Origin of the sequence: Oceaniovalibus guishaninsula JLT2003 (genome assembly GCF_000299575.1) — a bacterium.
GTDB classification, from domain to species: Bacteria; Pseudomonadota; Alphaproteobacteria; order Rhodobacterales; family Rhodobacteraceae; genus Palleronia; species Palleronia guishaninsula.
On the sequence record NZ_AMGO01000012.1, the window covers coordinates 133,027 to 156,911 of the forward strand.

The 23,885-nt window shown below is 69.7% G+C and carries 19 protein-coding genes and 1 tRNA gene; 12 read left to right on the plus strand and 8 right to left on the minus strand.

Annotated features, from left to right (window positions below):
* Nucleotides 1-15: 15 nt before the first annotated feature.
* The 5 genes from infA (at nt 16) to OCGS_RS05110 (ending at nt 2,165) form a co-directional block, all read left to right on the plus strand.
* Complete coding sequence (gene infA / locus OCGS_RS05090) at nt 16-234, plus strand: translation initiation factor IF-1 (RefSeq protein WP_007205486.1); 219 nt, start codon at nt 16-18, stop codon at nt 232-234.
* A 4-nt stretch (nt 235-238) separates the two neighbouring features.
* On the plus strand, nt 239-802 hold the full coding sequence (locus OCGS_RS05095; RefSeq protein ID WP_007426165.1) for a Maf family protein: 564 nt from the start codon (nt 239-241) through the stop codon (nt 800-802).
* Nucleotides 799-1,833, plus strand: a complete 1,035-nt coding sequence (locus OCGS_RS05100; RefSeq protein ID WP_007426166.1) for a ribonuclease E/G — start codon at nt 799-801, stop codon at nt 1,831-1,833. Before OCGS_RS05095 ends, OCGS_RS05100 begins: the two co-directional genes overlap by 4 nt.
* 1 nt (nt 1,834) lies before the next feature.
* Complete coding sequence (locus OCGS_RS05105; protein WP_007426167.1) at nt 1,835-2,005, plus strand: DNA gyrase inhibitor YacG; 171 nt, start codon at nt 1,835-1,837, stop codon at nt 2,003-2,005.
* Nucleotides 2,006-2,090: 85 nt separating this feature from the next.
* Nucleotides 2,091-2,165 (plus strand) — tRNA-Phe (locus tag OCGS_RS05110).
* 21 nt (nt 2,166-2,186) lie between these two features.
* Here the strand turns inward: OCGS_RS05110 and OCGS_RS05115 are convergent.
* The gene (locus tag OCGS_RS05115; RefSeq protein WP_007426168.1) at nt 2,187-3,527 is read right to left on the minus strand and encodes a lytic murein transglycosylase; all 1,341 of its coding nucleotides are present in this window, start codon (nt 3,525-3,527) and stop codon (nt 2,187-2,189) included.
* 131 nt (nt 3,528-3,658) lie between these two features.
* Here OCGS_RS05115 and OCGS_RS05120 point away from each other — a divergent pair, with 131 nt between their 5' ends.
* Entirely contained in the window at nt 3,659-4,114 is a 456-nt protein-coding gene (locus OCGS_RS05120; protein WP_007426169.1) for a CreA family protein, read from the plus strand.
* A 63-nt stretch (nt 4,115-4,177) separates the two neighbouring features.
* The gene (locus tag OCGS_RS05125) at nt 4,178-5,347 is read left to right on the plus strand and encodes an acetyl-CoA C-acyltransferase family protein (protein ID WP_007426170.1); all 1,170 of its coding nucleotides are present in this window, start codon (nt 4,178-4,180) and stop codon (nt 5,345-5,347) included.
* 12 nt (nt 5,348-5,359) lie between these two features.
* Here the strand turns inward: OCGS_RS05125 and pbpC are convergent, their stop codons facing one another.
* Both pbpC and OCGS_RS05135 read right to left on the minus strand, forming a co-directional pair.
* Nucleotides 5,360-7,381 carry a penicillin-binding protein 1C gene (gene pbpC / locus OCGS_RS05130; RefSeq protein ID WP_007426171.1) on the minus strand — a complete coding sequence of 674 codons (2,022 nt, stop codon included), beginning with the start codon at nt 7,379-7,381 and terminating at the stop codon, nt 5,360-5,362.
* Nucleotides 7,378-12,771 (minus strand): alpha-2-macroglobulin family protein, encoded by a 5,394-nt coding sequence (locus OCGS_RS05135; protein ID WP_007426172.1) that lies wholly within the window; start codon nt 12,769-12,771, stop codon nt 7,378-7,380. Before OCGS_RS05135 ends, pbpC begins: the two co-directional genes overlap by 4 nt.
* A 156-nt stretch (nt 12,772-12,927) precedes the next feature.
* On the opposite strand from OCGS_RS05135, the gene OCGS_RS05140 reads away from it, so the two are divergent.
* Entirely contained in the window at nt 12,928-15,465 is a 2,538-nt protein-coding gene (locus OCGS_RS05140; protein WP_052026125.1) for a hybrid sensor histidine kinase/response regulator, read from the plus strand.
* Between the two features lie 28 nt (nt 15,466-15,493).
* On the opposite strand, the gene yaaA is transcribed toward OCGS_RS05140, so the two are convergent.
* From yaaA to OCGS_RS05155, 3 genes are read right to left on the minus strand one after another with little or no spacing between them, the layout of a single operon-like run.
* Complete coding sequence (gene yaaA, locus OCGS_RS05145) at nt 15,494-16,279, minus strand: peroxide stress protein YaaA (protein WP_007426174.1); 786 nt, start codon at nt 16,277-16,279, stop codon at nt 15,494-15,496.
* Between the two features lie 24 nt (nt 16,280-16,303).
* Complete coding sequence (recQ, locus tag OCGS_RS05150) at nt 16,304-18,370, minus strand: DNA helicase RecQ (protein ID WP_007426175.1); 2,067 nt, start codon at nt 18,368-18,370, stop codon at nt 16,304-16,306.
* Between the two features lie 3 nt (nt 18,371-18,373).
* Complete coding sequence (locus OCGS_RS05155; RefSeq protein ID WP_007426176.1) at nt 18,374-18,661, minus strand: YggT family protein; 288 nt, start codon at nt 18,659-18,661, stop codon at nt 18,374-18,376.
* Nucleotides 18,662-18,768: 107 nt separating this feature from the next.
* On the opposite strand from OCGS_RS05155, the gene OCGS_RS05160 reads away from it, so the two are divergent.
* From OCGS_RS05160 to OCGS_RS05175, 4 genes are read left to right on the plus strand one after another with little or no spacing between them, the layout of a single operon-like run.
* Nucleotides 18,769-19,320, plus strand: coding sequence for an acyl-CoA thioesterase (locus OCGS_RS05160; protein WP_007426177.1), 552 nt, complete (start codon nt 18,769-18,771; stop codon nt 19,318-19,320).
* On the plus strand, nt 19,317-20,663 hold the full coding sequence (locus tag OCGS_RS05165; protein ID WP_007426178.1) for an MFS transporter: 1,347 nt from the start codon (nt 19,317-19,319) through the stop codon (nt 20,661-20,663). The genes OCGS_RS05160 and OCGS_RS05165 overlap by 4 nt, the downstream gene beginning before the upstream one ends.
* Entirely contained in the window at nt 20,660-21,553 is an 894-nt protein-coding gene (gene mepA, locus OCGS_RS05170) for a penicillin-insensitive murein endopeptidase (protein ID WP_007426179.1), read from the plus strand. The genes OCGS_RS05165 and mepA overlap by 4 nt, the downstream gene beginning before the upstream one ends.
* Entirely contained in the window at nt 21,529-22,371 is an 843-nt protein-coding gene (locus OCGS_RS05175) for an esterase-like activity of phytase family protein (RefSeq protein WP_007426180.1), read from the plus strand. The genes mepA and OCGS_RS05175 overlap by 25 nt, the downstream gene beginning before the upstream one ends.
* Here the strand turns inward: OCGS_RS05175 and OCGS_RS05180 are convergent.
* Nucleotides 22,325-23,233, minus strand: a complete 909-nt coding sequence (locus OCGS_RS05180; protein WP_007426181.1) for a DMT family transporter — start codon at nt 23,231-23,233, stop codon at nt 22,325-22,327. The genes OCGS_RS05175 and OCGS_RS05180 overlap by 47 nt on opposite strands.
* Before the next feature lies 1 nt (nt 23,234).
* Complete coding sequence (pncA, locus tag OCGS_RS05185; protein ID WP_007426182.1) at nt 23,235-23,837, minus strand: bifunctional nicotinamidase/pyrazinamidase; 603 nt, start codon at nt 23,835-23,837, stop codon at nt 23,235-23,237.
* Between the last annotated feature and the right edge of the window lie 48 nt (nt 23,838-23,885).

A 23,885-nucleotide genomic window follows, 5' to 3' on the forward strand; every position in this document is an offset into this window, starting at 1 on the left:
ATTATTGGAGCGACCATGGCCAAGGAAGAACTGCTCGAATTTCCGGGTGTCGTCAAGGAACTGCTGCCGAACGCGACATTCAGGGTCGAGCTGGAAAACGGCCATGAAATCATCGCGCATACGGCCGGCAAGATGCGCAAGAACCGCATCCGGGTGCTGGCCGGCGACAAGGTGCAGGTCGAGATGACCCCCTACGATCTGACCAAGGGCCGGATCAACTATCGCTTCAAGTAAGGCGATGCGCCTGATCCTCGGATCCGGCTCGCCACGGCGGCTGGAGCTTCTGGCGCAGCTTGGGCTGGTGCCGGATGCCATCCGTCCGCCCAATATCGACGAGACCCCCTTTCCGCGTGAATTGCCGCGGCCCTATTGCCTGCGTATGGCGCAGACAAAGGCTGACGCGCTGGAACCGGCAGCGGACGAAATTGTGCTTTGCGCCGATACCACGGTCGCGCTGGGCCGTCGCATCCTGGGCAAGCCCGCCGATGCGGACGAAGCGGGTGCCTTTCTGCGCCGCCTCTCGGGACGGCGCCATACGGTCGTCACGGCCATCGCAATCCGCAATTCCGACCGCACCTGGACGCGCGCCGTCGTCAGTGCCGTGAAGTTCAAGCGGCTGAGCGAGGACGAGCTGCGCGACTATCTGGCAACCGGCGACTGGCGTGGCAAGGCCGGGGGATATGCCATTCAGGGACCGGCGGCGGCGTTCATCCCGTGGATGCAGGGCAGCCATTCGGCCATTGTCGGTCTGCCGCTGTTCGAGACGGCGCAGTTGCTGCGCGCGGCCGGATATGCCGCGTGAAGGGGCGCGTCGTGCATCTGGACCGGATCGGCGACCGGCTGGCCGCGGCGCTGGTGCTGGACGGGCAGCTTGACGATCTGCTGATCGAGGGGCCTGAAAACTGCCCCGTTCCGGGGGCGATCTATCGCGGCATCGTGGACCGGCCGATGAAGGGGCAGGGCGGCGTGACGCTGCGCCTGCCCGAGGGCCGGGGATGGCTGCGGCAGGCCAAGGGAATGCGGCAAGGCGAGGCCGTGATCGTTCAAGTCACGGGATATGCCGACGACGGCAAGGCCGTCCCCGTCACCGACCGCATCCTGTTCAAGTCGCGCCATGTCATCGTGACGCCGGGCGCGCCGGGCTATAACGTCTCGCGGCGCATCAAGGACGACGAACGGCGCGAGGCGCTGCTGGAGCTGGCGCATGACGTGGCCGGCCCGCCCGAGGGGCGGGGCCTGATCCTGCGATCCTCGGCCAATCACGCCCCGGACGACGAGGTGGCGGACGACATCGCGACGATGCTGGAGGCCGCGCGGCGCGTATTGGCGGACAGCGGCGACGAAGCCGAGTTGCTGATGGAAGGGCCGGATCCGCATCTTCTGGCATGGCGCGACTGGGACGACCCCGATGCGGTGCGGACCGAGCCGGGAAATTTCGCGCGCGACGGCATCGACGCCATGATCGACGCCCTGCGCCGTCCGCGTGTCGATCTGGGCGCGGCGTGGATCAGCATCGAGCCGACGTGCGCCATGATCGCGGTGGATGTGAACACCGGCGGCGACACGTCGCTGGCGGCGGGGTTGAAGGCCAACATCGCCGCCGCCCGCGCGCTACCCGCGCAAATGCGGTGCAGGGGCTTGGGCGGGCAGATCACGGTGGATTTCGCCCCGCAACCGAAGAAGGATCGCCGCGTTCTGGAACAGATCCTGCGCGCGGCCTTCAAGGCCGATCCGGTGGATACGGTTCTGGCCGGCTGGACGCCGCTGGGGTGTTTCGAATTGCAGCGCAAGCGCGACCGGCTGCCGCTGTCGCGCCTGCTGGCGGAGGTCTGAGATGGCGTGCCCCATCTGCGGGCGGGAAACCGACCCGAAATACCGCCCGTTCTGTTCGCGGCGTTGCGCGGATGTCGATCTTGGCAGGTGGCTGACCGGGGCCTATGCGCTGCCGGTCGAGGACGACCCCGAGGACGAGGATCGCGGACCGGACGAGGCGCCGCGTTCGTGACGATTTTCCGCCCGCCCCCTCTGGACTTGGGACGGGCCAGCGTCTAGGAGGGCGCGACCCCGAAAGGCCACGGCCTTTTGCCCGTGCCCGGGTAGCTCAGGGGTAGAGCACGGCATTGAAAATGCTGGTGTCGGTGGTTCAAATCCGCCCCCGGGCACCATTAACCCGTTGAAACTGCAGATCATCCGCCCCGCGCATCCGTCCGCATCGCCTCCAGCAGGCGCAGCGAGGCATAGCCGTCGGGGACCAGGCCCTGCCGCCGCTGAAAGCCGCGGATCGCCTCGATGGTCAGTGGTCCGATACGGCCGTCGATCTTTTGCGTATCGAAGCCCGTCGCGGTCAGCCGCGATTGTAGCTCCTCGCGCTCGGCCCTTGTCAGGGCGCGGTCGCCGCGCGGCCAGGCGCCCCGGATCGGCCTCACGCCCTTCAGCCGGTCGGCGAGATGCCCCACGCCGATGACATAGGCGTCGGCGGTGTTATAGCGTTCGATCACCGCGAAGTTGTTGAAAACAAGGAATGCCGCGCCGTCCGCGCCCGCCGGCAGCAGAACCGAGGCCGGGCCGTGATCGGGCACCGCGCCGTCGATCCCCGTCACCCCGAACCTTGCCCATTCGGAGGGCAGGCGGGTGACGGTGCGTTGCGCCTGAGCGTAATCGAAGTTCGAGGGCACGCGCACCTCGACGCCCCAGGGCTGGCCCTTCTGCCAGCCGAAGCGGGAAAGATAGGCGGCGGTCGAGGCGAGCGCGTCGGTCGGATCGTCGCCCCAGATGTGCCGCCGGCCGTCGCCGTCGAAATCGACGGCGTAATCGAGGTAAGAACTCGGTATGAATTGCGTATGACCCATGGCCCCCGCCCACGAGCCTGTCATGTGCCGCGCGTCGGTGTCGCCAGCCTGGAGGATCCGCAGCGCGGCGATCAACTGTTCCTCGAAGAACGCGCCGCGTCTGCCGTCGAAGGCCAGCGTCGCCAGACTGCGAACGATGTCGGATTTGCCCTTGAAGGTGCCATAGGCCGATTCCAGCCCCCAGACGGCGGCGACGATTTCCTTCTCGACGCCATAGCGCGCCTCGATCGCGTCGAAGGTCGCCGCGTGGCGGGCCAGTGCGGCGCGGCCGTTGGCGATGCGCGTGTCGCTGGCGGCGCTGTCGAGATACTCCCAGATCGTCTTGGTGAATTCGGACTGGTTGGAATCGCGGCGGATTACCTCGGGGTCGTAGGTCACGCCGTCGAAGGCGCGGTCGATGACGGTGCGGGATATGCCATGGGCCAGCGCCCGGTCGCGGAAACCGCGCGTCCAGGCCCGGAACGCCGTGTCCTTGGCCGGATCGAGCGAGGGGGCGTCGCCCTGCGCCGCCGCGCGCGGCCGGGGCCGCATCGCGCGCACGCGGTCCAGAAACGCGCCCGCCGCATCGGGATCGGCCAGTGCCAGACGGGGCGAGGGGCGCGGGGCCGATTCGGGCGGGGCGGCCTGGGCCGTTGCGGCGACAAGCGACAGCGCGAGTGCGAGGATCGTTGGGTTCATGGGCCTGCCTTCGTCATGTTATCCGACGTTGCGATCAGGCTAGCGGCAAGCGGCGCGCCGCGAAACCGCCTTGTCGCCGGGGGCGCGATGCGAAAGACAGTGTTGCACCGCGTCCGCTGAAGGAGAGACCGATGATCGCCCGTTTCGCCCTTGCCGCCGCCCTTGCCCTGGCCACACCGCTTGCCGCCGAGGAAGTCGGCAAGGTCGGCGTCGACTGGGTCGGCAACGATATCGTCATCGAGGCCATCGCCGACCCCGAGGTGCAGGGCGTGACCTGCCACATCGCCTATTTCGACCGGTCGCTGATCGACCGGGTCAGCAACGGCAACTGGTTCGAGGATCCGTCGAACGCATCCATCGCCTGCCGCCAGACCGGCCCCATCGTGCTGGGCGACATCGCGCGCGGCGAGGATGGCGAGGACGTGTTCAGCGAAAGGCGGTCCATCGTGCTGAAATCGCTGCGGATCAAGCGGATCTACGACGAAGCGAACCGCACGCTGATCTATCTGGCCCACGCGAACGAACTGACGAACGGGTCGGCGAAGATGGCGATCTCGACCGTGCCGCTTTATCAGCCCGGCGAATGACCGCGCACCCTTAACGGCCTCGCCGGGCCGCGCTAGGGTGGGTCGTTCATGCAGGGGAATACCATGACCGACATCGTGATTCTGGGCGGTGCGCGCACCGCCATCGGCACTTTCGGCGGATCGCTGGCCGGAACGCCGCCCATCGACCTGGGCGCCACCGTAGCGAAGGCGGCCATCGACCGCGCGGGGATCGAGCCCGGCCGCATCGGCACCGTCACCTTCGGGCACGTCATCAACACCGAACCGCGCGACATGTATCTGTCCCGCGTCGCGGCGATGGACGCGGGCGTGCCCGACACCGTGCCGGCGATGAACGTCAACCGGCTGTGCGGATCGGGCGCGCAGGCCATCGTGTCGGTCGTGCAGTCGCTGCAACTGAACGATGCCGAATTCGGTCTGGCGGGCGGCGCCGAGAACATGAGCCGGTCGCCCTATATCCTGCCCGCCGCCCGCTGGGGGCAGAAGATGGGCGATGCCGGCAGCCAGGACATGATGCTGGGCGCGCTGACCTGCCCGTTCGGCACCGGCCATATGGGCGTCACCGCCGAGAACGTGGCCGGCGAGCATGACATCAGCCGGGCCGATCAGGACGCCTTTGCGCTGGAAAGCCAGCAGCGGGCGGCGCGCGCCATTGCCGAGGGGCGGTTTCGCGACCAGATCGTGCCGGTCGTGTTGAAGACCCGCGCGGGCGAATCGCATTTCGACACGGACGAGCATCCCAAGGCCACCGACCTCGACAAGCTGGGCGGTCTGCGCCCCGCGTTCAGCAAGGACGGCAGCGTCACCGCCGGCAATGCCAGCGGTCTGAACGACGGGGCGGCGGCGCTGGTGCTGGCCCGCGCCGATGCGGCGGGCGATCTGAAGCCGCGGTTCAAGGTGCTGGGTTACGCGCTGGCCGGGGTGCGGCCCGAGGTGATGGGCATCGGTCCCGTCCCGGCGGTCGAGGCGCTGATGAAGCGGACCGGGCTGAGCGTCGGCGATTTCGACGTGATCGAGTCGAACGAGGCGTTCGCGGCGCAGGCGCTTGCCGTCAGCCGTGCGCTGGGCTTCGACGCCGACAAGGTGAACCCCAATGGCGGCGCCATCGCGCTGGGTCATCCGGTAGGGGCAACGGGCGCGATCCTGACCGTCAAGGCGATGGCCGAGCTGGACCGCATCGGCGGGGGAACGGCGCTGATCACCATGTGCATCGGCGGCGGGCAGGGCATCGCGCTGGCGATCCGGTCGATCTGACGCGTCGGCCTTTCATCGGCGCACCGTCAGGGCGACCCGCGCCGCCCGGCCTTCGGCGTCGATCACCGCCAGCGTCATGGGGCCGTGGGCGGCGGGAACGCGGATGTCGCGGTCATGCGTGGGGGACGCGATCGGCCTGCCGTCCGACAGCCAGTTGAAGGGCGGCACGCCGTCGCGGACCCGTGCCACCAGTTCGCCCGACGGCACCGCCACCTCGGCCCCGTCGGGGGGGAAGTCGATGACCGGCCCGGCCGCATCGACGGCATCGCCGCGAAAGACGCGCAGCGGCGCGGGCAGGGCGGCATTGCCCGCCATCAGCGTCTCGGCCGGCGGCGGGGGCAGCGGGACGGTGCCCAGCAGGCCGAAGGCGCGGAACATCACCGGCGCGGCCAGCGCGCCGCCGAACGCGCCCGGCACCGGCGTGCCGTCGGGCCGTCCCATCCAGACGCCGACGACATGCCGCCCGTCCCAGCCCAGCGCCCAGGCGTCGCGATGGCCATAGGACGTGCCGGTCTTCCATGCGACGGCGCCGCGCGGCGCGCCCGGCGGCGGCAGGGCGTCGCGCAGGATGTCGCCCACATGCCAGGCGGCGGCAGGCGAGACGATGCGCGGCATCGGTTGCGATGGCGCGGGGCGGGCGTGAAGCGCCACCGCCTCGCCGCCGCGCGCCAGCATCGCGGCGAGCTGCACCAGCCCTTCCAGCGACAGCCCGACGCCGCCCAGGGATACGGCCAGCCCCGGCACGTCGCTGGGCACCCGCGCCGCGACGCCGGTCCGGTCGATGGCGGCCATCAGGCGGGGCGCGCCCAGCGCTTCGGTCAGCTTGACGGCGGGGATGTTCAGCGATGCCTGCAACGCCTCGCGCAGGGTGACGGGGCCGCGAAAGCGGCCGTCGAAATTCTGCGGGGACCAGCGGCCGAAGGCGGTGGGACGGTCCTGGATCAGCGTTTCGGGATGGGCGAGGCCCTGGTCGAAGGCCAGCGCATAGATCAGCGGCTTGAGTGTCGATCCCGGCGAACGCAGCGCCTGCGTCATATCGACGAAGCCCGCGCGCGCGGTGTCGGTCAGATCGGCGGACCCGACGCTGGCCAGGATCGCGCCGGTCGCGTGGTCGGCGACGACAAGACCGATGGACAGCGCATTGCCCGCCTCGGCCGCGGCGCGGGCGGCGATGCGTTCCATCCCGGCCTGAAGTGCTGAGTCCAGCGTCGTGACGATCCGCGGTGCCGCCGGGTCGGCGTCGCGCAGCCGCTGCGTCAGGTGCGGGGCGCGCATGGGGAAGGGGCGCCGCAGCCTCGGCACCGGGGTCTGAAGGGCCGCCGCGGCGTCGCCCGCGTCGATCAGGCCGGCCCGTTCCATTCGCGCCAGCACGCGGGCGCGGGCGCTGCGGGCGGCGTCGGGGTGACGGTCGGGGCGGCGCGTCTCGGGCGATTGCGGCAGCGCGACCACCAGCGCGATCTCGGCCGGGGTCAGGCGTGCGGGCGGCTTGCCGAACCAGACGCGGCTGGCGGCGGCGATCCCTTCGACATTGCCGCCGAACGGCGCGAGGTCGAGATAGAGGTCGAGGATCCGGTCCTTGGTCAGCCGCCGTTCCAGCGCCAGTGCCAGCCGCGCCTGCCGCAGCTTGCCGCGCCAACTGCCTGTCGGTCCGTCCTCGAGCAGGCGCGCGGTCTGCATCGTCAGTGTCGAGGCGCCCGAGACGATCCGGCCCGCCATCGCCGCCTGCAAACCGGCGCGCAGGACGGCCAGCGGGTCGATGCCCGAATGGCGGCGGAAGCGCCGGTCCTCGAACGCGATCAGCGCGTCGATATAATGCGGATCGACGGCGGCGGAAGTCGCGGCCAGCCGCCAGCGCCCATCCGCGACCGGCCAGGCGCGCAGCAGGGCGCCGTGGCGATCCAGCACCTCGGCCGAGGTTTCGGCGGCCAGCGGCGGCAGGGGCGTGGCATCGACCCAGCGATCCAGCCCGTCCCGCCCGGCGGCGCCGAGAAACAGCAGACCGGCCAGCGTCCAGACGGCAACATGCGCCTTCACGGCGTCACCGTCACCTCGCCGGTGGCGGTATGGGCGCGCAGGCGGGGGCGATACATGTCCTCGACGCTGGCGGCGGGACGGCGATACGTCCCCGGCGAGACGGCGCGCACGATATAGGCGAGGCGGAAGGCAGCATCGGATGTCCAGTCCACCGCCGCGATGAAGCGGTCGGCGCGAAATTCGGTCATCCGCACATCGTCGAGCGCGTCCAGCCAGTCGAGGCTGCGCACGTCGCCCGACCGCAGCAGGTTGGGATTGTCGATCTCGAACCCCGCAGGCAGCGGATCGTCCACGATCAAACGCGATTCGATGCGGCCGAAGGGCTGCACCGTCAGCAGCGCGACCAGCCGCGTTCCGGCGGCGACGCTGTCGGGTTCGACCGGGTTGCCGTCGAGGTCGAACCATGTCCTTTCGATGGCCATGCCCTCGCCGCCCGCATCGAGGGGCTGTTCGGGAACGCCGAACGTGGTCAGCGTCAGCGTGGCGTTCGACGTGCCGGTATTGCGAACCTGCATGGGGGGCGCCGTGCCGGCATCGCGGGTCAACGGACCGTCCAGCGGGACGCCATCGACGGCAAGGTTCCCGGTCGCGTCGGCGCGAAGGGCGTTGGCGGCGAGCAGCGTCCAGACCGCTTCCTGCGTGGACAAGCGCGCATCGGTTGCCAGCGATGCGGCCAGCGCCGGGCGGTCGATGGCATCGCTGCCCGCTTCGGCCGCCAGCGCCAGAACGCCCGCGCGGTCGCGCAGGCTTGTGCCGTAATCGCTGCGCCAGACGGCATCGTCGGGCGCGGGCCGGTCCATCCTGTCAACGGCCATGCGGAACAGCTTGTCGGCCCGGACCGGATCGCCATAGCTGGCCAGCGCCGCGCCAAGCTGTGCCAGCGCCAGCGGCGTCGCCAGATCGGCGGCCTTCACATCGGCGTAATACCGCAGGTCGCCCATCGTCGCCGCGCCTTCGCGCGCGAGAACCTGAAGCGCATAGGCGATCGCCTCGCCCCCGTCCTGAAAATCGGGGGCATAGGCCACCTGGTTGCGCAGGTTGTCGAGCGCCTGCGCGAAGGCGACGGGCGGCACGGCGATGCCTTCGGCCCGCGCGCGCGACAGGAAATCGGTGAGATAGGCGTCGAGCCAGAAATCCCCGTCGCCCGGTTGCCACAGGCCGAACCCGCCCGAAGGCGTCTGGCGCAGCAGCACCTGACGGACGGCGTCCATCACCCGGTCGTCGAGCGATCCGCGATCCGCCAGCCCCAGGTCGCGGGCGATCTGCGGCAGGTAGAGCAGGGGCAGCGCGGCGCTGGCCACCTGTTCGGTGCAGCCATAGGGATAGCGGTCGAGCATTGCCAGAAGGCCGGGCACGTCCAGCGCGGCCAGCGGCCCCGCCGCCAGCGTCGCCGTGCCGTCGCGCAGGCCGTCGAACACATCGTCGCTGAACGTGAAGGTATCGCCCGGCGCCAGATCGAAGCGGCTGGTGCGGTGGATTTCGGGATCGTTCGACCGGACGGGCACGCTGGCCTGCCGTTCGATCCGGCTGCCATCGGGGGCGGTCAGCGTCAGCGTGACCGATCCGGTGCCCGGATTGCCGGCCGCCACGGGCAGGTCGAGGCGCAGGGTTTCGCCCTGGTCCAGCGTCACGCTGGCCGGCAGGGGTTGCAACAGCGTCAGGCCGGTCGTTTCGGCCGCAAGCCCGACGGTGCCGCCGGGGCCTTCGGCATGCGTCAACTCGACCAGCAGCCGCGACGTGTCGCCGGGTGCCAGGTGGCGGGGCAGCGTCAGGCGGGCGACCACCGGATCGCGGACCACCACATCGGTCTGCGCGGCGCCGATGCCGGTATCCGACCAGACCACCGCCATCAGCCGCAGCGTCCCGTCGAAGGCGGGGATGTCGAACGCGACCTCGGCCGTGCCGTCTGGGCCGATCTGCACCGGCCCTTCGAAGAAGGCCACCACATCGTCGGGCGGCGGCCCGGCCAGGCGCATCCCGCCCGCCGCATCCCCGCCCGAGCGAAGCTGGCCCATCGCGCCCGAGCGTCCGTCGATCAGCCGTCCGTAAAGGTCGCGGATGCCGACACCGAGACGCCTTTGACCGAAATACCAGCCGGACGGATCGGGCGCCTGGAACCCGGTCAGGTTCAGCACCCCCAGATCGACGGCTGCGATGGTGGCATAGGTCGCGCCGCCCCCGCCGGGCACGCGAAGGACGGCCCTCAGCGGGGTGCCGGGCCGCATCGTCGCGGGCGCGTCGATCCGCGGTTGCAGCAACGCGGCGCCGGGGTCGATGGCGGCATGGTCGAGACCCAGCGCGCGGGCCGGTCCGAACGCGTCGCCGGAGGGACGCAGGGCGATGACGCCGACATAGACGCCCGCGCCCCAATCGTCGGTCACGGGCAGATCGACGGTATTCGCGCCCTCGGCGACCGCGACCGCGCGCATGTCGATCAGCCGGTCCGACATGACCGCGATCAGCGCCTGACCGGCATGGCGCGGAACCAAACGGAGACGCGCCACGTCGCCGGGCCGATAGCGGTCGGCGTCCAGCGACACCTCCAGCATGTCGGGCGTCTGCGTCAGGCCGGCAGGCGCATACCATCCGGCGGTGAAGGTCAGCGATGTGGCGATATGGGCGCCATCGGCGGATTCGATCCGCAGCTCGTACGCGCCCCATTCGACGGGCACGGTCAGATCGACGGGATCGCCGCCCACCACGAGTTCGCCGCCATCGACGCGGTTGCGGGTGGTGACGGGATCCCACATCCAGTCGCCGTCCATCGCATACCATTGATAATCGGTGCGCACCTTGGCCAGCGTCCAGCGGGCGGCAAGCGGCGCGTCGGTCCGAACGCCGACGACACGGAACGTCGCATCCGCGTTTTCGGGCAGCGTGCCGTCGAAGCCGGGCCGGATGCCGATCATCGGCCCCTCGGGCAGCAGGGCGCGGGTCAGCGTCCGTTCGACGGGACGGCCCGACCCTTCGGCGACGCGCACGATCGCCAGCGCCTCGGCCGGCTGGCCGGCGGGAAGGTCGCGGGGAAGGGCGAAGTCCAGCGTCAGGCGCCCCTGCGCATCGGTGCGCGCCGCCCCCAGGGGATCGGTGCGGCCGTCCGCCGCCGCGTCGTGGCGACCGAAGACATAGCCCGGCCAGGCGTCCAGCGTTCTGACGGGCGAGGTGCGCAATTCCGCCTCGACCGGCAAATCGGCGGCGGGACCGCCGAAAAGATGGCGCGCGGCGATTTCCAGCACCGGCCGGTCGCGGGGGGCCAAGGGACCGGCGGGCAGCGTCAGATCGACGTCGATGCGTTCCGGCACGAAATCCTCGACCAGCAGGTCGGTGCCGGCCAGCGCGGGCGCGCCCGGATCGGCGAAGATATCCAGCCGCCATGTGCCGCGCGGGATGTCGGGGGCGGTCGTCAGGCCGAAGACATGCCCGCCCGCGCGACCGTCGGTGCTGACGACGCGGGCATATTCGACGCCATCGGGCCGTGTCAGGACGGCGGTGGCGGGCAGGCCGGGGATGGCCGACGCGTCCGCGTCGCGCATCAGGACGGTCGCGTGAATCGTCTCGCCCGCGCGATAGACGCCGCGATCGGTGGCAAGAAAGGTGTCGATGGGGCCTGCGGGCGCGCGCCCCTCGACACCGCGATCAGACAGATCGAATTCCGGCCCCGTCAGCGGCAGCAGCGCCAGATCGTCGCCTTGCCGCGCGACGACCAGCGCCGGTTCTGCCGCGCCGTTGGCGCGAAGCGTGCCCGCATCGAACAGCGCGTGGCCGTCCGCGTCGGTTTCCCGCGTGTCCAGCACCGCATTGGCGCGCGACACCAGTTGCAGCGTCACGCCCGGCAGCGCCCCGGCATCGGCCAGCGACCGGACGAAGACGTGCAGCCCGTCGCTGCCTTCCAGCGTCACGAGCCCCAGATCGCTGACGACGAACCATTGCGTCGCGGCAGGGGTCACATAGGGGTCGCTGTCGGGCACGGCGGCCTGAAGCGCATAGACCCCCGCCGCCAGATCACCCAGTTCGGGCGCCAGCGGCAGGCGGGTGGTGACGTCGCGGTTCAGCGCGTCGTCCACGATGCCGGTCCCTGTCCAGACGACCTGCGCGATGTCGTCGCGGAATTGCTGCTGCTGCCATTGCGGCACGGGCCGCGCGAACAGGTCCTCCTGCATCGCGCGGATCACGTTGCGGTCCGATATGCGGTAAAGCGTCAGGTCGATCCGCCCCAGATTGACCGTCACCACCGGCAGGGCCGCATCCGCGCCCATCGGCAGCACATAGCCGTTGCCCGGAAAACGCACGGACGGCGCGCGGTCGCGGATATAGGCGTTCAACGTGACCGAGTTCGCCAGCACCTCGCCCGAGGCGGCGGGCAGGCCCTGCCGGAAGGTGACGCGATAGCGCGATCCGTGCGTCACGCCCGACAGGCACAATTCGCGGTCCGTCACCTCCAGCCCGGCACCGGCGATGTCGGTGCCGATGAAAGGTGCATAATCCTGTCCGGCCTGGAACAGCGGTTCGGAGAACTCGGCGCAGATGCGCGGATCGGCGGCGTCGCTGGTGACGGTATCGTCGACGATGCGAAAGCCGAACTGCCCGATGGCCGAATCGAGGCGCGCGGAAAGATCGGCGTCGGGCGCGATGGATTGCGCCAGCCGCAGCGCCGGGATCGTGTCGCGACCGCGATCCAGCCGTTCCAGCGCATCGGCCATGATTTGCAACGCGGCCACCTGCTGATGCGTGTCGGCGGCGCGCAGGAAGGCGTTGATGGCGGCGGCGAGGGCCTGTTCGCGCAATGTCCGGCGGCGGTCGTAATCGTCTTCGGGCAGGTCGAGGGCGAGCCGCGCGTAATCGGTCCAGAGGGCAGCGGTGTCGGCGATGCCCAGCGCCTCGCCGGTCAGGCGCAGGGCGGTGCCGGGCTGCCCCGCCATGCCGGCGGCACGGGCCGATTGCAAAAGCTCGACCGCCGGCGGCCCCGTGCGCGGATGGCGCTGAGGCAGGGCTTCCGCCTCGCGCCGGGCCGCCTGAAGGTCGCGCGGATCGAGGAATGCCAGAGCGTCCGCGCGGGCGGCGGCGCGCGCCAGATCGTCCGGGGTGCGGTCGGCGATCTCGCCCGACAACGCCTCGGCATAGAACGCCCTGTCGCGGATTTCGGACTTGGTGAAGCACGCGGCGGAACGGGTGTTGAACGTGAAGGCGCGGCATTGCGGATCGGCCAGGCAGGCGGCGCGGCACGCTTCGGCGTCGGTGTCGAAGAACTGCGACAGGTCGGCGCCGAAGAAATCCGTATCGGCGCTGAGCGTGACGCGGCGTTCGGGGATCGCAGGGTCGGCCAGCGAATCGGCGATGGCGGGAGCGGCTGTCAGGCAAAGCGCGAGGGCAGTCAGAAGCGGACGGATCATGGCGACACCTGCTGGCCCCTTGTCGGCGCGACGATGCCATGCGGACGGCCCGCGCGGCAAGCCGCCGCGCCGCGCTTAACGCGATCTTCATGGGCGGCAGATTATCCCGTCTGGCATGGCCTTGGCCGCGATGGGGATTTCGGCGTGTCTCTGGACTTGTCACATCAGCTGGCCCGCGAACGGCGCGCGCGTCTGGCGGCCGAGCGGATGCTGGAGCATCGCCGGTCGGACCACGACCGCGAAGCGGCGCGGCTGGACCGGCATGTGCGGCAGGTGACGGAACAGGTTCTGGAAAAGCGCGCCGAAATGGTCGCGTTGCAGGCCCAGATCGAGCAGTTGCGCGACGAACGCGACCAGGTGCGCCGCATGCTGAGCGACAAGGTCCGGTCCGCCGCCGTGTCCGAGGAACGGCTTTGGCAGGCGTTGCAGACCTTCCGCGACGGTTTCGCGCTGTTCGGGCCGGACCACCGGCTGATTCTGGCGAACGACGCCTATCTGTCGGTGTTCGGGGGGCTGGCCCGCGTCCAGCCGGGCATCAGCTATGACGAGCTGTGCGCGCTGATCGTGGAAACGGGAATGGTCGATCCTCAGGGGCCGGCGGAGGACTGGATCGCCGGGATGCGCGCGCGCTGGCATGCAAGCCCCGTGCCGTCGCAGACGATCTGCCTTTGGAACGGGCAGTTCGTGAAGCTGATCGACCGGCCGACGCCCGATGGCGGCATGGTGACGCTGGGCGTGAACCAGACCGACATCCTGCGCATCCGCGCCGCCGCCGAGATGCTGCCGGACGGATTCATCGTCTTCGACCGCGACGACCGCGTGGTGATGTGCAACGATAACTACCTGAAGATGTATCCGCTGATCGCGCCTGTGGTCCGGCCCGGCGCGCGGTTCGAAGACATTCTTCGCCACGGCATCGCGCAGGGGCAATACGACGATGCCATCGGGAACGAGGATGCGTGGCTGACCCAGCAGATTGCCCGGCACCGCGACGGAAACGGCCATGCGTCCGAGATCCGGCTGAATGACGGCCGGTGGATCCGCGTTCTGGAAAGCGAGACGCCCGATGGCGGGCGGGTGGGCCTGCGCATGGACATCACGGCCGCCAAGCGGCAGCAGGCCGATCTGGAACGCGCGCGCCAGGCTGCCGAAGCGGCCAGCATGGCCAAGTCCACCTTCCTCGCCAACATGAGCCACGAATTGCGCACGCCGCTGAACGGCGTTCTGGGCATGGCCGAGATGGTTCTGGAAACGCCGCTGGACGACGAACAGCGCGTTTCGGTCGAGATGATCCGCAGTTCCGCCGGCGCGCTGCTGACGATCCTCGAGGACATCTTGGATTTTTCCCGGATCGAGGCGGGACGGTTGCGCTTGCGTCCCGTGCGGTTCGATCTGGAGACGGCGGTGCACGATACCGTTTTGCTGCTGGCGCTTCAGGCGCAGGCCAAGGGCATCGGCGTCGTGGTGGATTACGACATCTTCCTGCCGACCGGATTCATCGGCGACGGCGACCGGCTGCGGCAAATTCTCGTGAACTTGGTCGGAAACGCGATCAAGTTCACCGATGACGGGCATGTGATCGTCCGCGTGACGGGCCGCGAGGGCGACGTCGCCGATACGATGGAAGTCACCATCGCGGTCGAGGATACCGGCATCGGCATTCCCGCCGAGAAGGCCGAACACATCTTCGGCGAATTCAATCAGGTCGAGGAGAACCAGAACCGCGCCTATGCCGGGACGGGGCTGGGCCTGGCCATCTGCCGCCGCCTGATCGACCTGATGGGCGGGCGTATCTGGGTCGAGACCGATCTGCCGCGGGGCAGTTGTTTCGGCGTGTCGCTGACCATGGCCGTGGATCCCGAGGGCGATCCGGTGCCTGCCGTCCTGCATCGTCGCGGCGCAAGGGTCCGCGTCGTCGGTTCGCCCGGCATCGTGCGCGACAGTCTCGTGCACCGTCTGGAACAGCTCGGGGCGCGGTGTTTCACGACCGCGACGCCGTCGGAAGGCATGGAAGACGCCGTGCCGACGGTTGTCTTCGATGCGTGCCTGCCCGCGGATGCGGAGGATCGGGCGCGGTGGATCGGGGAATTGGGAGAGGGACGGTTGATCTTGCTGAGGGACGGAATGCGCACCGGGATGGACAGGGACGATTACGCGACGCGGTTCGGGGCGGTGTTGACCGCGCCGCTGCGGCGTCAGCAATTGCTGGATCTGGTGGAATCGGCGGTCATCCCCGAAGCGGCGGTTCCGGCGCTGCCCGCGGCGCCCCGCGACGATGACGGGCCGCTTCGCGTCCTGGCCGCCGAGGACAACAAGACCAACCAGCTGGTGCTGACGAAAATGCTTCAGGGCCAGCCCATCGCACTGACCATGGTCGGCGACGGGGCCGCCGCCGTCGCGTCCTTCGCCGAAGCGCCGCCGCATCTGATCCTGATGGACATTTCGATGCCGGGCATGGACGGCAAGACCGCCGCGACCGAAATCCGGCGCATCGAGGCGGATGGCGGCCTAGCCCGGACGCCCATCGTCGCGATGACCGCGCATGCGATGGCGGGCGACGCGGAAAGCATCCTTGCCGCCGGGATCGACCAGTACATGACCAAGCCGCTCAGCAAGGCGGCGCTGGTGGCCTGCATCGCCGAGGCCATTGCCGGGCGCGCGGATCGCGCGGCACCCGCCGCCGCACCGCATTGACGACAGCGCCGGTCCCGTGAGCGATGGGTCAGGCGGTCGGGCCGGCATCCCTGACGAAGACCGGCATGCCGGGCCGGGACGCCGCCGGGTCGTGCCGATAGCCCAGCGCCGCAAAGTCGCGCAGGTCGCGCTCGTCGCGGGCGCGGGTTTCCACGACGAAGCGCGCCATCGCCCCCCGTGCCCGCTTGGCGTGAAAGCTGACGACCTTGCGCGCGCCGTTTCGTTCCTCAAGAAATTGCGGCGTGACGATCCGGGACCGCAGCACGGCGCTGTCGATCGCGGCGAAATATTCCTTGCTGGCGCAGTTCAGCAGAACCGTGCTGTCCGTCGCATCGGCCTGCGCGTTCAGGGCCGCGGCGATCCGGCCGCCCCAGAAATCGTAAAGCGTCGCACCCCGGTCGGTCGCCAGCCGCGTTCCCATTTCCAGCCGATGCGGCGCGATCCCGTCTCTGGGCCGCAGGACGCCGTAAAGACCCGACAGGATGCGCAGATGGTCGTCGGCATAGGCCAGCGCGCGCCGGTCCAGCGTGGCGGCGGACAGCCCGCGATAGGTGTCGCCGGCGAAGGCCAACGCGGCCGGGCGCAGGTCTGCTTCGCCGTTCCGGCCGTCCGCGTCGGTCATGGCGGCATAGCGGTCGCGGTTGAGGCGGGCCAAATCGTCGCTGAGATGCATCAGCGCCTTCAGGTCGGCCGCCGACAGCGTACGCATCTGCGCCGCCAGCGCATCGGCCTCGGCCTGCAACTGGGGAACCGTCATCGGCGCGGTCGGGCCGTTCCAGTCAAGCCGTTTGGCCGGCGAAATCACGACGAGCATGCCCATCCCTCGATCTGCGGGGCCTCAGCCCTCGGCGATAATTTCCAGAAAGGCGGCACCGAACCTGTCGATCTGCCGCGGTCCCATGCCGGGCGCGCGGCCCAGCGCATCGAGCGAGGCGGGCCGATGTTCGGCGATCCAGCGCACGGTGGTCGTGCGGCAGTCGACGAAGCGGCCGGTGCCGTCGCTGCCCCGATCCAGCCGCGACGCCGTTTCCTGCAACCTGTCGAACAGCGACCCGGCGGCGCGACCGGCCAGTTTGCGCCGGGCGGGATGGACGGGCGAAGGCTCGGCCCCCGTGATGACCTTGAGGAAGGCAGCGCCGAAGCGTTCCAGCTTGACCGCGCCGACGCCGCCGATCCGCGCCATCGCGTCCAGCGTCGCGGGGCGGCGTTCGGCCATCTCGACCAGGGTGCGGTCGGTGAAGATCACATAGGCGGGCACGCGCGCCGCTTCGGCCAAGGCGCGCCGCTGCGCCTTGAGCGCCGAAAGCAGCGGCGCATCCTCGTCCGCGACCAGCGCCTTGACGGCGGGGCGGGGCGCCGCGCGCGCCGTTTCGCGCCGCAGCTCGATCGTCGCCTCGCCGCGCAGCAGCGGCCGGGCGGCGTCGGTCATCCGCAGCGCGCCGTGGCGTTCGGGATCGGGGCGCAGCAGGTCGCGGCCCATCATCTGACGGAACACGTCCTGCCAGTCGCGCGGGGGCGTGGCCTTGCCCACGCCGAAGGTCGGCAGCGCATCGTGACCGCGTTCGCGGACCTTGGGCGTGGCCTTGCCCGTCAGCACGTCGATCAGGTGCCCCGCCCCGAACCATTCGCCAGTGCGTAGAACGGCGGACAGGGCCATGCGGACGGATTCGGTGCCGTCGAAGGTCAGCGGCGGCGTATCGCAGAGGTCGCAATTGCCGCAAGGTTCGGCCGTTTCGCCGAAATAGGCCAGAAGCTGGACGCGGCGGCATGCCAGCGCCTCGGCCAGACCCAGCAACGCGTTCAGGCGCCCGTGGTCGGCATCCTTGCGTTCGGGCGGGGCCAGCCCCTCGTCGATCTGCGAGCGGCGCAGGCGGATATCGTCTGCACCGAATAGTGTCAGCGTTTCCGCCGGGGCGCCGTCGCGGCCGGCGCGCCCGATTTCCTGATAATAGCTTTCGATGGATTTCGGCAGATCGGCATGGGCGACCCAGCGGATGTCGGGCTTGTCCACGCCCATCCCGAAGGCCACCGTCGCGCAGACGATCAGCCCGTCCTCGACCGCGAAGCGCGTCTCGACCGCGCGCCGGGCCTCGGCCTCCATCCCGCCGTGATAGGCGCAGGCGGGATGGCCCGCCTCGGCCATGGCGCGGGCCAGGCCCTCGGTCTTGGCGCGCGTCCCGCAATAGACGATGCCCGACTGACCGCGCCGCGCGGCGGCGAAGTCGAGGATCTGCGCGCGCGGGCGGTCCTTGGCGGCGAAGGCCAGATGGATGTTGGGCCGGTCGAAGCCGTGCAGGAACACCCGCGGCTGCGCCCCGTCGAACAGGCGCGCGACAATCTCGTCCCGCGTTTCGGCATCGGCGGTGGCGGTGAAGGCGGCCAGCGGAACGCCCAGGGATTTGCGCAGCGCGCCAATCTGAAGGTAGTCGGGGCGGAAATCGTGGCCCCACTGGCTGACGCAATGCGCCTCGTCCACGGCGATGGCGGTGACGTTCGCGCGCGCCAGCAGCGTGCGGGCCGAGACCAGCCGTTCGGGAGCGAGATAGAGCAGCCTGAGCGTTCCGTCGGCCAGCGCGGCATGGACGGCATCGGTTTCGGCGTCGGTATTGGCGCTGGTCAGGGCGCCGGCGACGACGCCCGCCGCCTGCAAGGCACGCACCTGGTCGCGCATCAGCGCGATCAGCGGCGACACGACCAGCGTCACGCCGGGCCGCATCAGCGCGGGCAACTGGAAGCACAGCGATTTGCCGGCGCCCGTGGGCAGGATCGCCAGAACCTCTTGTCCGGCGGCGACCGCGGCGACGATCTCGGCCTGGCCCGGCCTGAAATCGGCAAAGCCGTAGACCGAGGCCAGCAGGTCGCGCGCGGCATCGGTCGCGGCGGCAGGATCGACGGTGCCGTCCATCCGTCAGTAAAAGGCGGCGGCGTTGTTTACCAGCACGATACGCAGCGCGTAGATCCCCACCAGCACCACCAGCGGCGCCAGATCGAGGCCGCCCATTGCCGGCAATGCGCGCCGGATCGGGCCGTAAAGCGGTTCCAGCAGGCGGTTCAGACCATACCAGATCTGGCCGACAAGCGGTTGACGGACGTTGAGCACCTGAAAGTTGATCAGCCACGACATGATGATATGGGCGATCAGGATGAACCACACCACGTCGAGGATCAGCATCAGGATCTGGAAAAGGGAAGTCATCGCGCCTGCCTGTTGATTGCCACCGCTACCTATGGCCTGTGCAACGCAACGGCAAGGTTGACGCCCCGCAGCCCTGTCGCCACCAGTCGCGCGACAAGGAGGGCCGCATGTATCCCGTCATCCGCATGGTCAAGGAGCTGTCGAAGTTCCGCCGCAGCCCCCGGCTGGGCCTCTTCGACACGCATGTCAGCCAGCATGTCTGCTGGCCGTGGGACATCGACCTGTGGCGTGAGCTGAACAACGGCCGCACGCTGACGCTTTACGATCTGGGCCGGGTGACGCTGTTCATGCGGATCGGCGTGATCGACCTGATGCGCCGCCGCCGCTGGGCGGGGACCATCGCGGGCGCTTCGGTGCGCTATCGCCGCAGGGTACGGATGTTCGACCGGTTCGAGATGCGCAGCCGGATCATCGGTTGGGACGCGCGTTTTCTCTATCTCGAACAATCCATGTGGCGCGGCGACGAGGCGACGAGCCATGTCCTGCTGCGCACCGCCGTCACCAGCGCCAAGGGACTGGTGCCGATGGACGAAGCGGCGGTCGCCATGGCGCACGAAGGCGCCAGCCCGCCCTTGCCGGATTGGGTGACGGCCTGGGTCAAGGCCGAGGCGCAGCGCCCCTGGCCGCCGATGCCGCCATCGCCGCCGTCCGCCCCGTGACGGCGCCGGCGACGGCGACCCGGCGCAAGCGCATCTGGGGCTGGTATTTCTTCGACTGGGCCAGCCAGCCCTACAACACGCTGCTGATCACCTTCATCTTCGGTCCCTACGTCAAGGACTTGCTGGGGGACGGCACGCGCGCGCAGGCGGTCTGGGGGTTCGGCATCGCCGCGGCGGGTATCGTCATCGCCGTTCTGGCCCCCGTGCTGGGCGCCATCGCCGACCGGACCGGCGGGCGGATGCGATGGATCTGGCTGTTCTCGGCCCTTTACGTTTTCGGGGCGGCGTCGCTGTGGTTCGCCGCGCCAGGCAGTTTCAGCCTTTGGCTGGTGATGGCCGGTTTCGCGCTGGGCCTGATCGGGATGGAATTCGCGACGATCTTCACCAATTCGATGCTGCCCGACCTCGCCCCGCGCGAGGAACTGGGGCGCATATCGGGCGACGGCTGGGCCTTCGGCTATGTCGGCGGGCTGGTGGCGCTGGTGGCGATGCTGGCGCTGTTCGCCGAGGACGGCGCGACGGGGCGCACGCTGATCGGGATCGACCCAGTGCTGGGGCTGGACGCCGCGCAGCGCGAAGGCACGCGCGCGGTCGGACCGCTGACGGCCCTGTGGTATGCGGTATTCATGATCCCGTTCTTCGCGTGGGTGCGCGACCCCAAGCCGACGGGGCGGGCCGATGTCGTGCAGGTGCGCGCGGCGCTGGCGGGGCTGGGCGCGACGATCAGGCGACTGCCGCGCACGCCCAGCCGGTTCGCCTTTCTCGGTGCGTCGATGTTCTATCGCGACGGGCTGAACGGCACCTATGCGCTGGGCGCGATATTCGCGGCGGGGGTGCTGGACTGGTCGGTCGTGCAGACGGGCACGTTCGGGATCCTGGCGGTCGTCACCGGCGCGATCTTCGCTTGGATCGGCGGGCGGGCCGACCGCGCCTTCGGACCCAAGCCGGTGATCGTCGCGGGGGTGGCGGCGCTGATCGCAGTCGTGCTGGCGGCGATGTTCGTGTCGCGCGATGCGGTCTTCGGGCTGACGGTCGCGGAGGGATCGCGCCTGCCCGACGCGGTTTTCATGGGGATCGGCGCGGCCATCGGGGCGGCGGGCGGCGCGTTGCAGGCGGCCAGCCGCACGATGATGGTGCATCAGGCCGATCCCGGCCGCATGGCCGAAGCCTTCGGTCTCTACGCGCTGTCGGGCAAGGCCACGTCGTTCTTGGCGCCGCTGTCCATCGGCGTCGCGACCGCATTGACCGGATCGCAACAATGGGGCATCGCGCCGCTGATCGTGCTGTTCGCCGGCGGATTGCTGCTGCTACTCTGGGTGAAACCCGAGGGAGATCCCGCATGAAACGATTGCTGCTGGCCTTGACGCTGCTTGCCGCCTGCGGAGGCGGCGCGACGGTGCCCGAACCGCCAGCCCCGCAGGTGACGCGCAGCGGCGTGGCCAAGCAGTTGTTCGGGTCGATGCCCACGGCGGCGTCCCTTCCGCCCGCGCCCTATGGCGGCTATTCCAAGGGATGCCTTGCGGGCGGCGCGCAACTGCCCGAGACGGGGCCGACATGGCAGGCGATGCGGCTGTCGCGCAACCGCAACTGGGCGCATCCGACCACCGTAGATTTCGTGCAGGATCTGTCGCGCAAGGCGGCGGCGCTGCCGGGAACGAACGGCCTTTATGTCGGCGACATGAGCCAGCCGCGCGGCGGCCCGATGCTGACCGGCCATGCCAGTCATCAGATCGGGCTGGATGCCGACATCTGGCTGATGCCCGCCACGCTGGGCCTGTCGCAAGGCCAGCGCGAATCGCTGAGCGCGGTCAGCTTTCGGCGCGCGGGCGGGGCGTTCACCAACGACCGCTGGTCGCGCATCCAGCACGAGATCGTCAAGGCCGCCGCCAGCGATCCGCGCGTCGCGCGCATCTTCATCTTTCCGGGCGCCAAGGTTCGGATGTGCGCGGACGAGACGGGCGACCGGACGTGGCTGCGCAAGGTGCGCCCCTGGGCGGGGCATCACTATCATTTCCACGTCCGGCTGAACTGTCCGGCGGGGGCTTCGGGCTGTGTCGCGCAGGATCCGATTCCGCCGGGGGACGGATGCGCCGACGCGCAGGCCTGGGTGAACAACATCCTCAACCCGCCGCCGGCCCGGCCGCGCGATCCGAACGCGCCGCCGCCCAAACCCCGGCGCGACCTGACGATGGCCGATCTGCCGCAGCAATGCCAAGCCGTTCTGGCGCGCTGATCCTGTCCCTGCTGCTCTGGACCGCGCCGCTTCATGCGGCCGAGTTCCTGGGCGCATGGGATTGGGACGGGGTCGGCGGCAAGTTCGGCGGCTGGTCGGGGATCGACATGGCGCCCGATGGCAGCGATTTCGTCGCCGTGTCCGACCGCGGCAGCCTGATCCGCGGCCGCTTTGTGCGCGAGGACGGCATCGTGGCGGGCATCGATGCGCGGCGGCCTGCCGCGCTGCTGGGCAAGGGCGGCCGGCCGCTGCCCGAAGGCGCGTCCGATGCCGAAGGGATCGCGCTGGCGCCGGACGGCACGGTTTACATCTCGTTCGAGCGCGACCACCGCATTGGCTTTCTGAAGGACGGTCGGCTGAAGCGTCTGCCGGTCCATCCCGATTTCGCGGATTTCCCCGAGAACGGCGGGATGGAGGGTCTGGCCGTCGATGACGAGGGGGCCCTGTGGACGACGCCAGAGGGCGGATCCGTCACCGCGTTCTACCGCTTCGATGGGAATAGCTGGCAGCGGGGCTGCGATCTGCCCAGGTCGGGCACGTTCCGGCCCGTCGGCTTGGATTTCGGACCCGACGGGATGCTTTACATGCTGGAACGGGCGTTCTTCGGGCCGTTCGGTTTTGCCGCACGGGTGCGCAGGCTGGATACCGAGACCTGCGGGGCCGACATCGTGCTGACCACCCGGCCCGGTCAGTTCGACAATCTGGAAGGAATGGCCGTCTGGCGCGACGATAGGGGTGCGACGCGGCTGACGATGATTTCCGACGACAATTTCAACGTCCTTCAGCGGACGCAGATCGTCGAATGGCGGCTTCCCTGACGCGGACTTGCGACAATTGCACCGCAAGGATGCCCGCCATGACGATCGCGACGCCGACAAGGTCGATGGGATGCAGCGCTTCGCCCAGGACCAGCGCTGCGATGGTCACGCCGAAGAACGGGTTGAGGAAGTGGAACGTCGCCGCGCGCACCGCGCCGATCCGACCGACCAGCACGAACCAGACGAAAGTGGCCAGCAGACCCGGCACGAGGGTGGTATAAAGGAACGCGGCGATCAGTTCCGCCGACCAGTCCACCGACCAGGTTTCGGTCAGCAGCGCCACAACGCTCAACGCGGCGCTGCCCACCAGCATCTGCAACCCGACCACCATCAGCACGTTGCCGCCCGCCGTGGCGCCCCGCACCGATAGGGTGGCGACCGTCAGCGCCAGCGCGCCCAGCACGCACAGCGCCAGCCCGGTCACGTCGACACCCCCCGACAGGCGGCTGCCCATGATGATCGCGACGCCCGCCAGCCCCGCCCCCAGTCCGGCAGCCCCGAGGGGCCGGATCCGTTCGTCCAGAAACGCCCATCCGGCCAGCGCCACCAGCAGCGGCATGGTGCTGGCGACGATGGCGGCCAGCCCGGCCTCGATCCGCTGCATCGCCACGAAGTTCAGTCCCAGATAGAGCGCGTTCTGCGACAGGCCGAAGATCACCGTCGCGCGCCATTGCGGGCGGGTCAGCCGCCAGGATTGCCCCAGCGCGCGGGCGATGGCGATGCCGATAAGGCCCGAGATCGCGAAGCGAATCGCCAGCGCCGTCAGGGGCGGCGCATGGCTGACGACAATGCGCGCCGACGCGAAGGCCGACGACCACATGACCGCGAAGGCAAGTCCGAGAAAAAGCGCCTTGATGTCCAATTCAGGCGATCGTCACGCCGGCATCGCGCATCCGTTCCAGTGCCGCCGCGCGCGATCCGTCATGGTCGATGGCTGCCGACAGGTCGGTCCGCACGGTGACGCCGAAGCCCAGCCGCGCGGCATCGAGCGCGGAATAGGCGACGCAGAAATCCAGCGCCAGCCCGGCCAGCACCAGATCCCCGATGCCGCGCGTGCGCAGGTATCCTTCCAGCCCCGTGGGCGTGGTGCGGTCGTTCTCGAAGAACGCGGAGTAGCTGTCGATTGCCCGGTTGAACCCCTTGCGCAGGATCAGATCGCCGTCGGTGCGCAGGCCGGGCACGAAACGCGCGCCGTGGGTGCCTTGCACGCAATGGTCGGGCCAGAGAATCTGCGCGCCATAGGGCATCTCGACCGAGTCCATCGGCCGCGCATCCGCATGGTTCGACGCAAACGACGCGTGATCGGCCGGGTGCCAGTCCTGCGTCAGGATGACGGTACCGAAATCGTCCATCGCGGCGTTGATGCCGTCCACCAGCGCATCGCCGCCCGCGACGGCCAGCGCGCCGCCGGGGCAGAAATCGTTCTGCATGTCGATGACGATCAGCGCGCGGTCGGGATGTGTCATGGTCTGTCCTTTGTCGTTTCATCGCTAAGGGCGGGGCGGCGGGCGGTC

Coding starts and splice junctions, on each gene's coding strand:
- OCGS_RS05120 (WP_007426169.1), top strand. CDS start 3,659: ATGATCGCCCGTTTCGCCCTTGCCGCCGCCCTTGCCCTGGCCACACCG.
- mepA (WP_007426179.1), top strand. CDS start 20,660: ATGAAACGATTGCTGCTGGCCTTGACGCTGCTTGCCGCCTGCGGAGGC.
- OCGS_RS05125 (WP_007426170.1), top strand. CDS start 4,178: ATGACCGACATCGTGATTCTGGGCGGTGCGCGCACCGCCATCGGCACT.
- OCGS_RS05135 (WP_007426172.1), bottom strand. CDS start 12,771: ATGATCCGTCCGCTTCTGACTGCCCTCGCGCTTTGCCTGACAGCCGCT.
- OCGS_RS05095 (WP_007426165.1), top strand. CDS start 239: ATGCGCCTGATCCTCGGATCCGGCTCGCCACGGCGGCTGGAGCTTCTG.
- OCGS_RS05115 (WP_007426168.1), bottom strand. CDS start 3,527: ATGAACCCAACGATCCTCGCACTCGCGCTGTCGCTTGTCGCCGCAACG.
- OCGS_RS05155 (WP_007426176.1), bottom strand. CDS start 18,661: ATGACTTCCCTTTTCCAGATCCTGATGCTGATCCTCGACGTGGTGTGG.
- pncA (WP_007426182.1), bottom strand. CDS start 23,837: ATGACACATCCCGACCGCGCGCTGATCGTCATCGACATGCAGAACGAT.
- recQ (WP_007426175.1), bottom strand. CDS start 18,370: ATGGACGGCACCGTCGATCCTGCCGCCGCGACCGATGCCGCGCGCGAC.
- OCGS_RS05175 (WP_007426180.1), top strand. CDS start 21,529: ATGCCAAGCCGTTCTGGCGCGCTGATCCTGTCCCTGCTGCTCTGGACC.
- yaaA (WP_007426174.1), bottom strand. CDS start 16,279: ATGCTCGTCGTGATTTCGCCGGCCAAACGGCTTGACTGGAACGGCCCG.
- OCGS_RS05105 (WP_007426167.1), top strand. CDS start 1,835: ATGGCGTGCCCCATCTGCGGGCGGGAAACCGACCCGAAATACCGCCCG.
- OCGS_RS05160 (WP_007426177.1), top strand. CDS start 18,769: ATGTATCCCGTCATCCGCATGGTCAAGGAGCTGTCGAAGTTCCGCCGC.
- infA (WP_007205486.1), top strand. CDS start 16: ATGGCCAAGGAAGAACTGCTCGAATTTCCGGGTGTCGTCAAGGAACTG.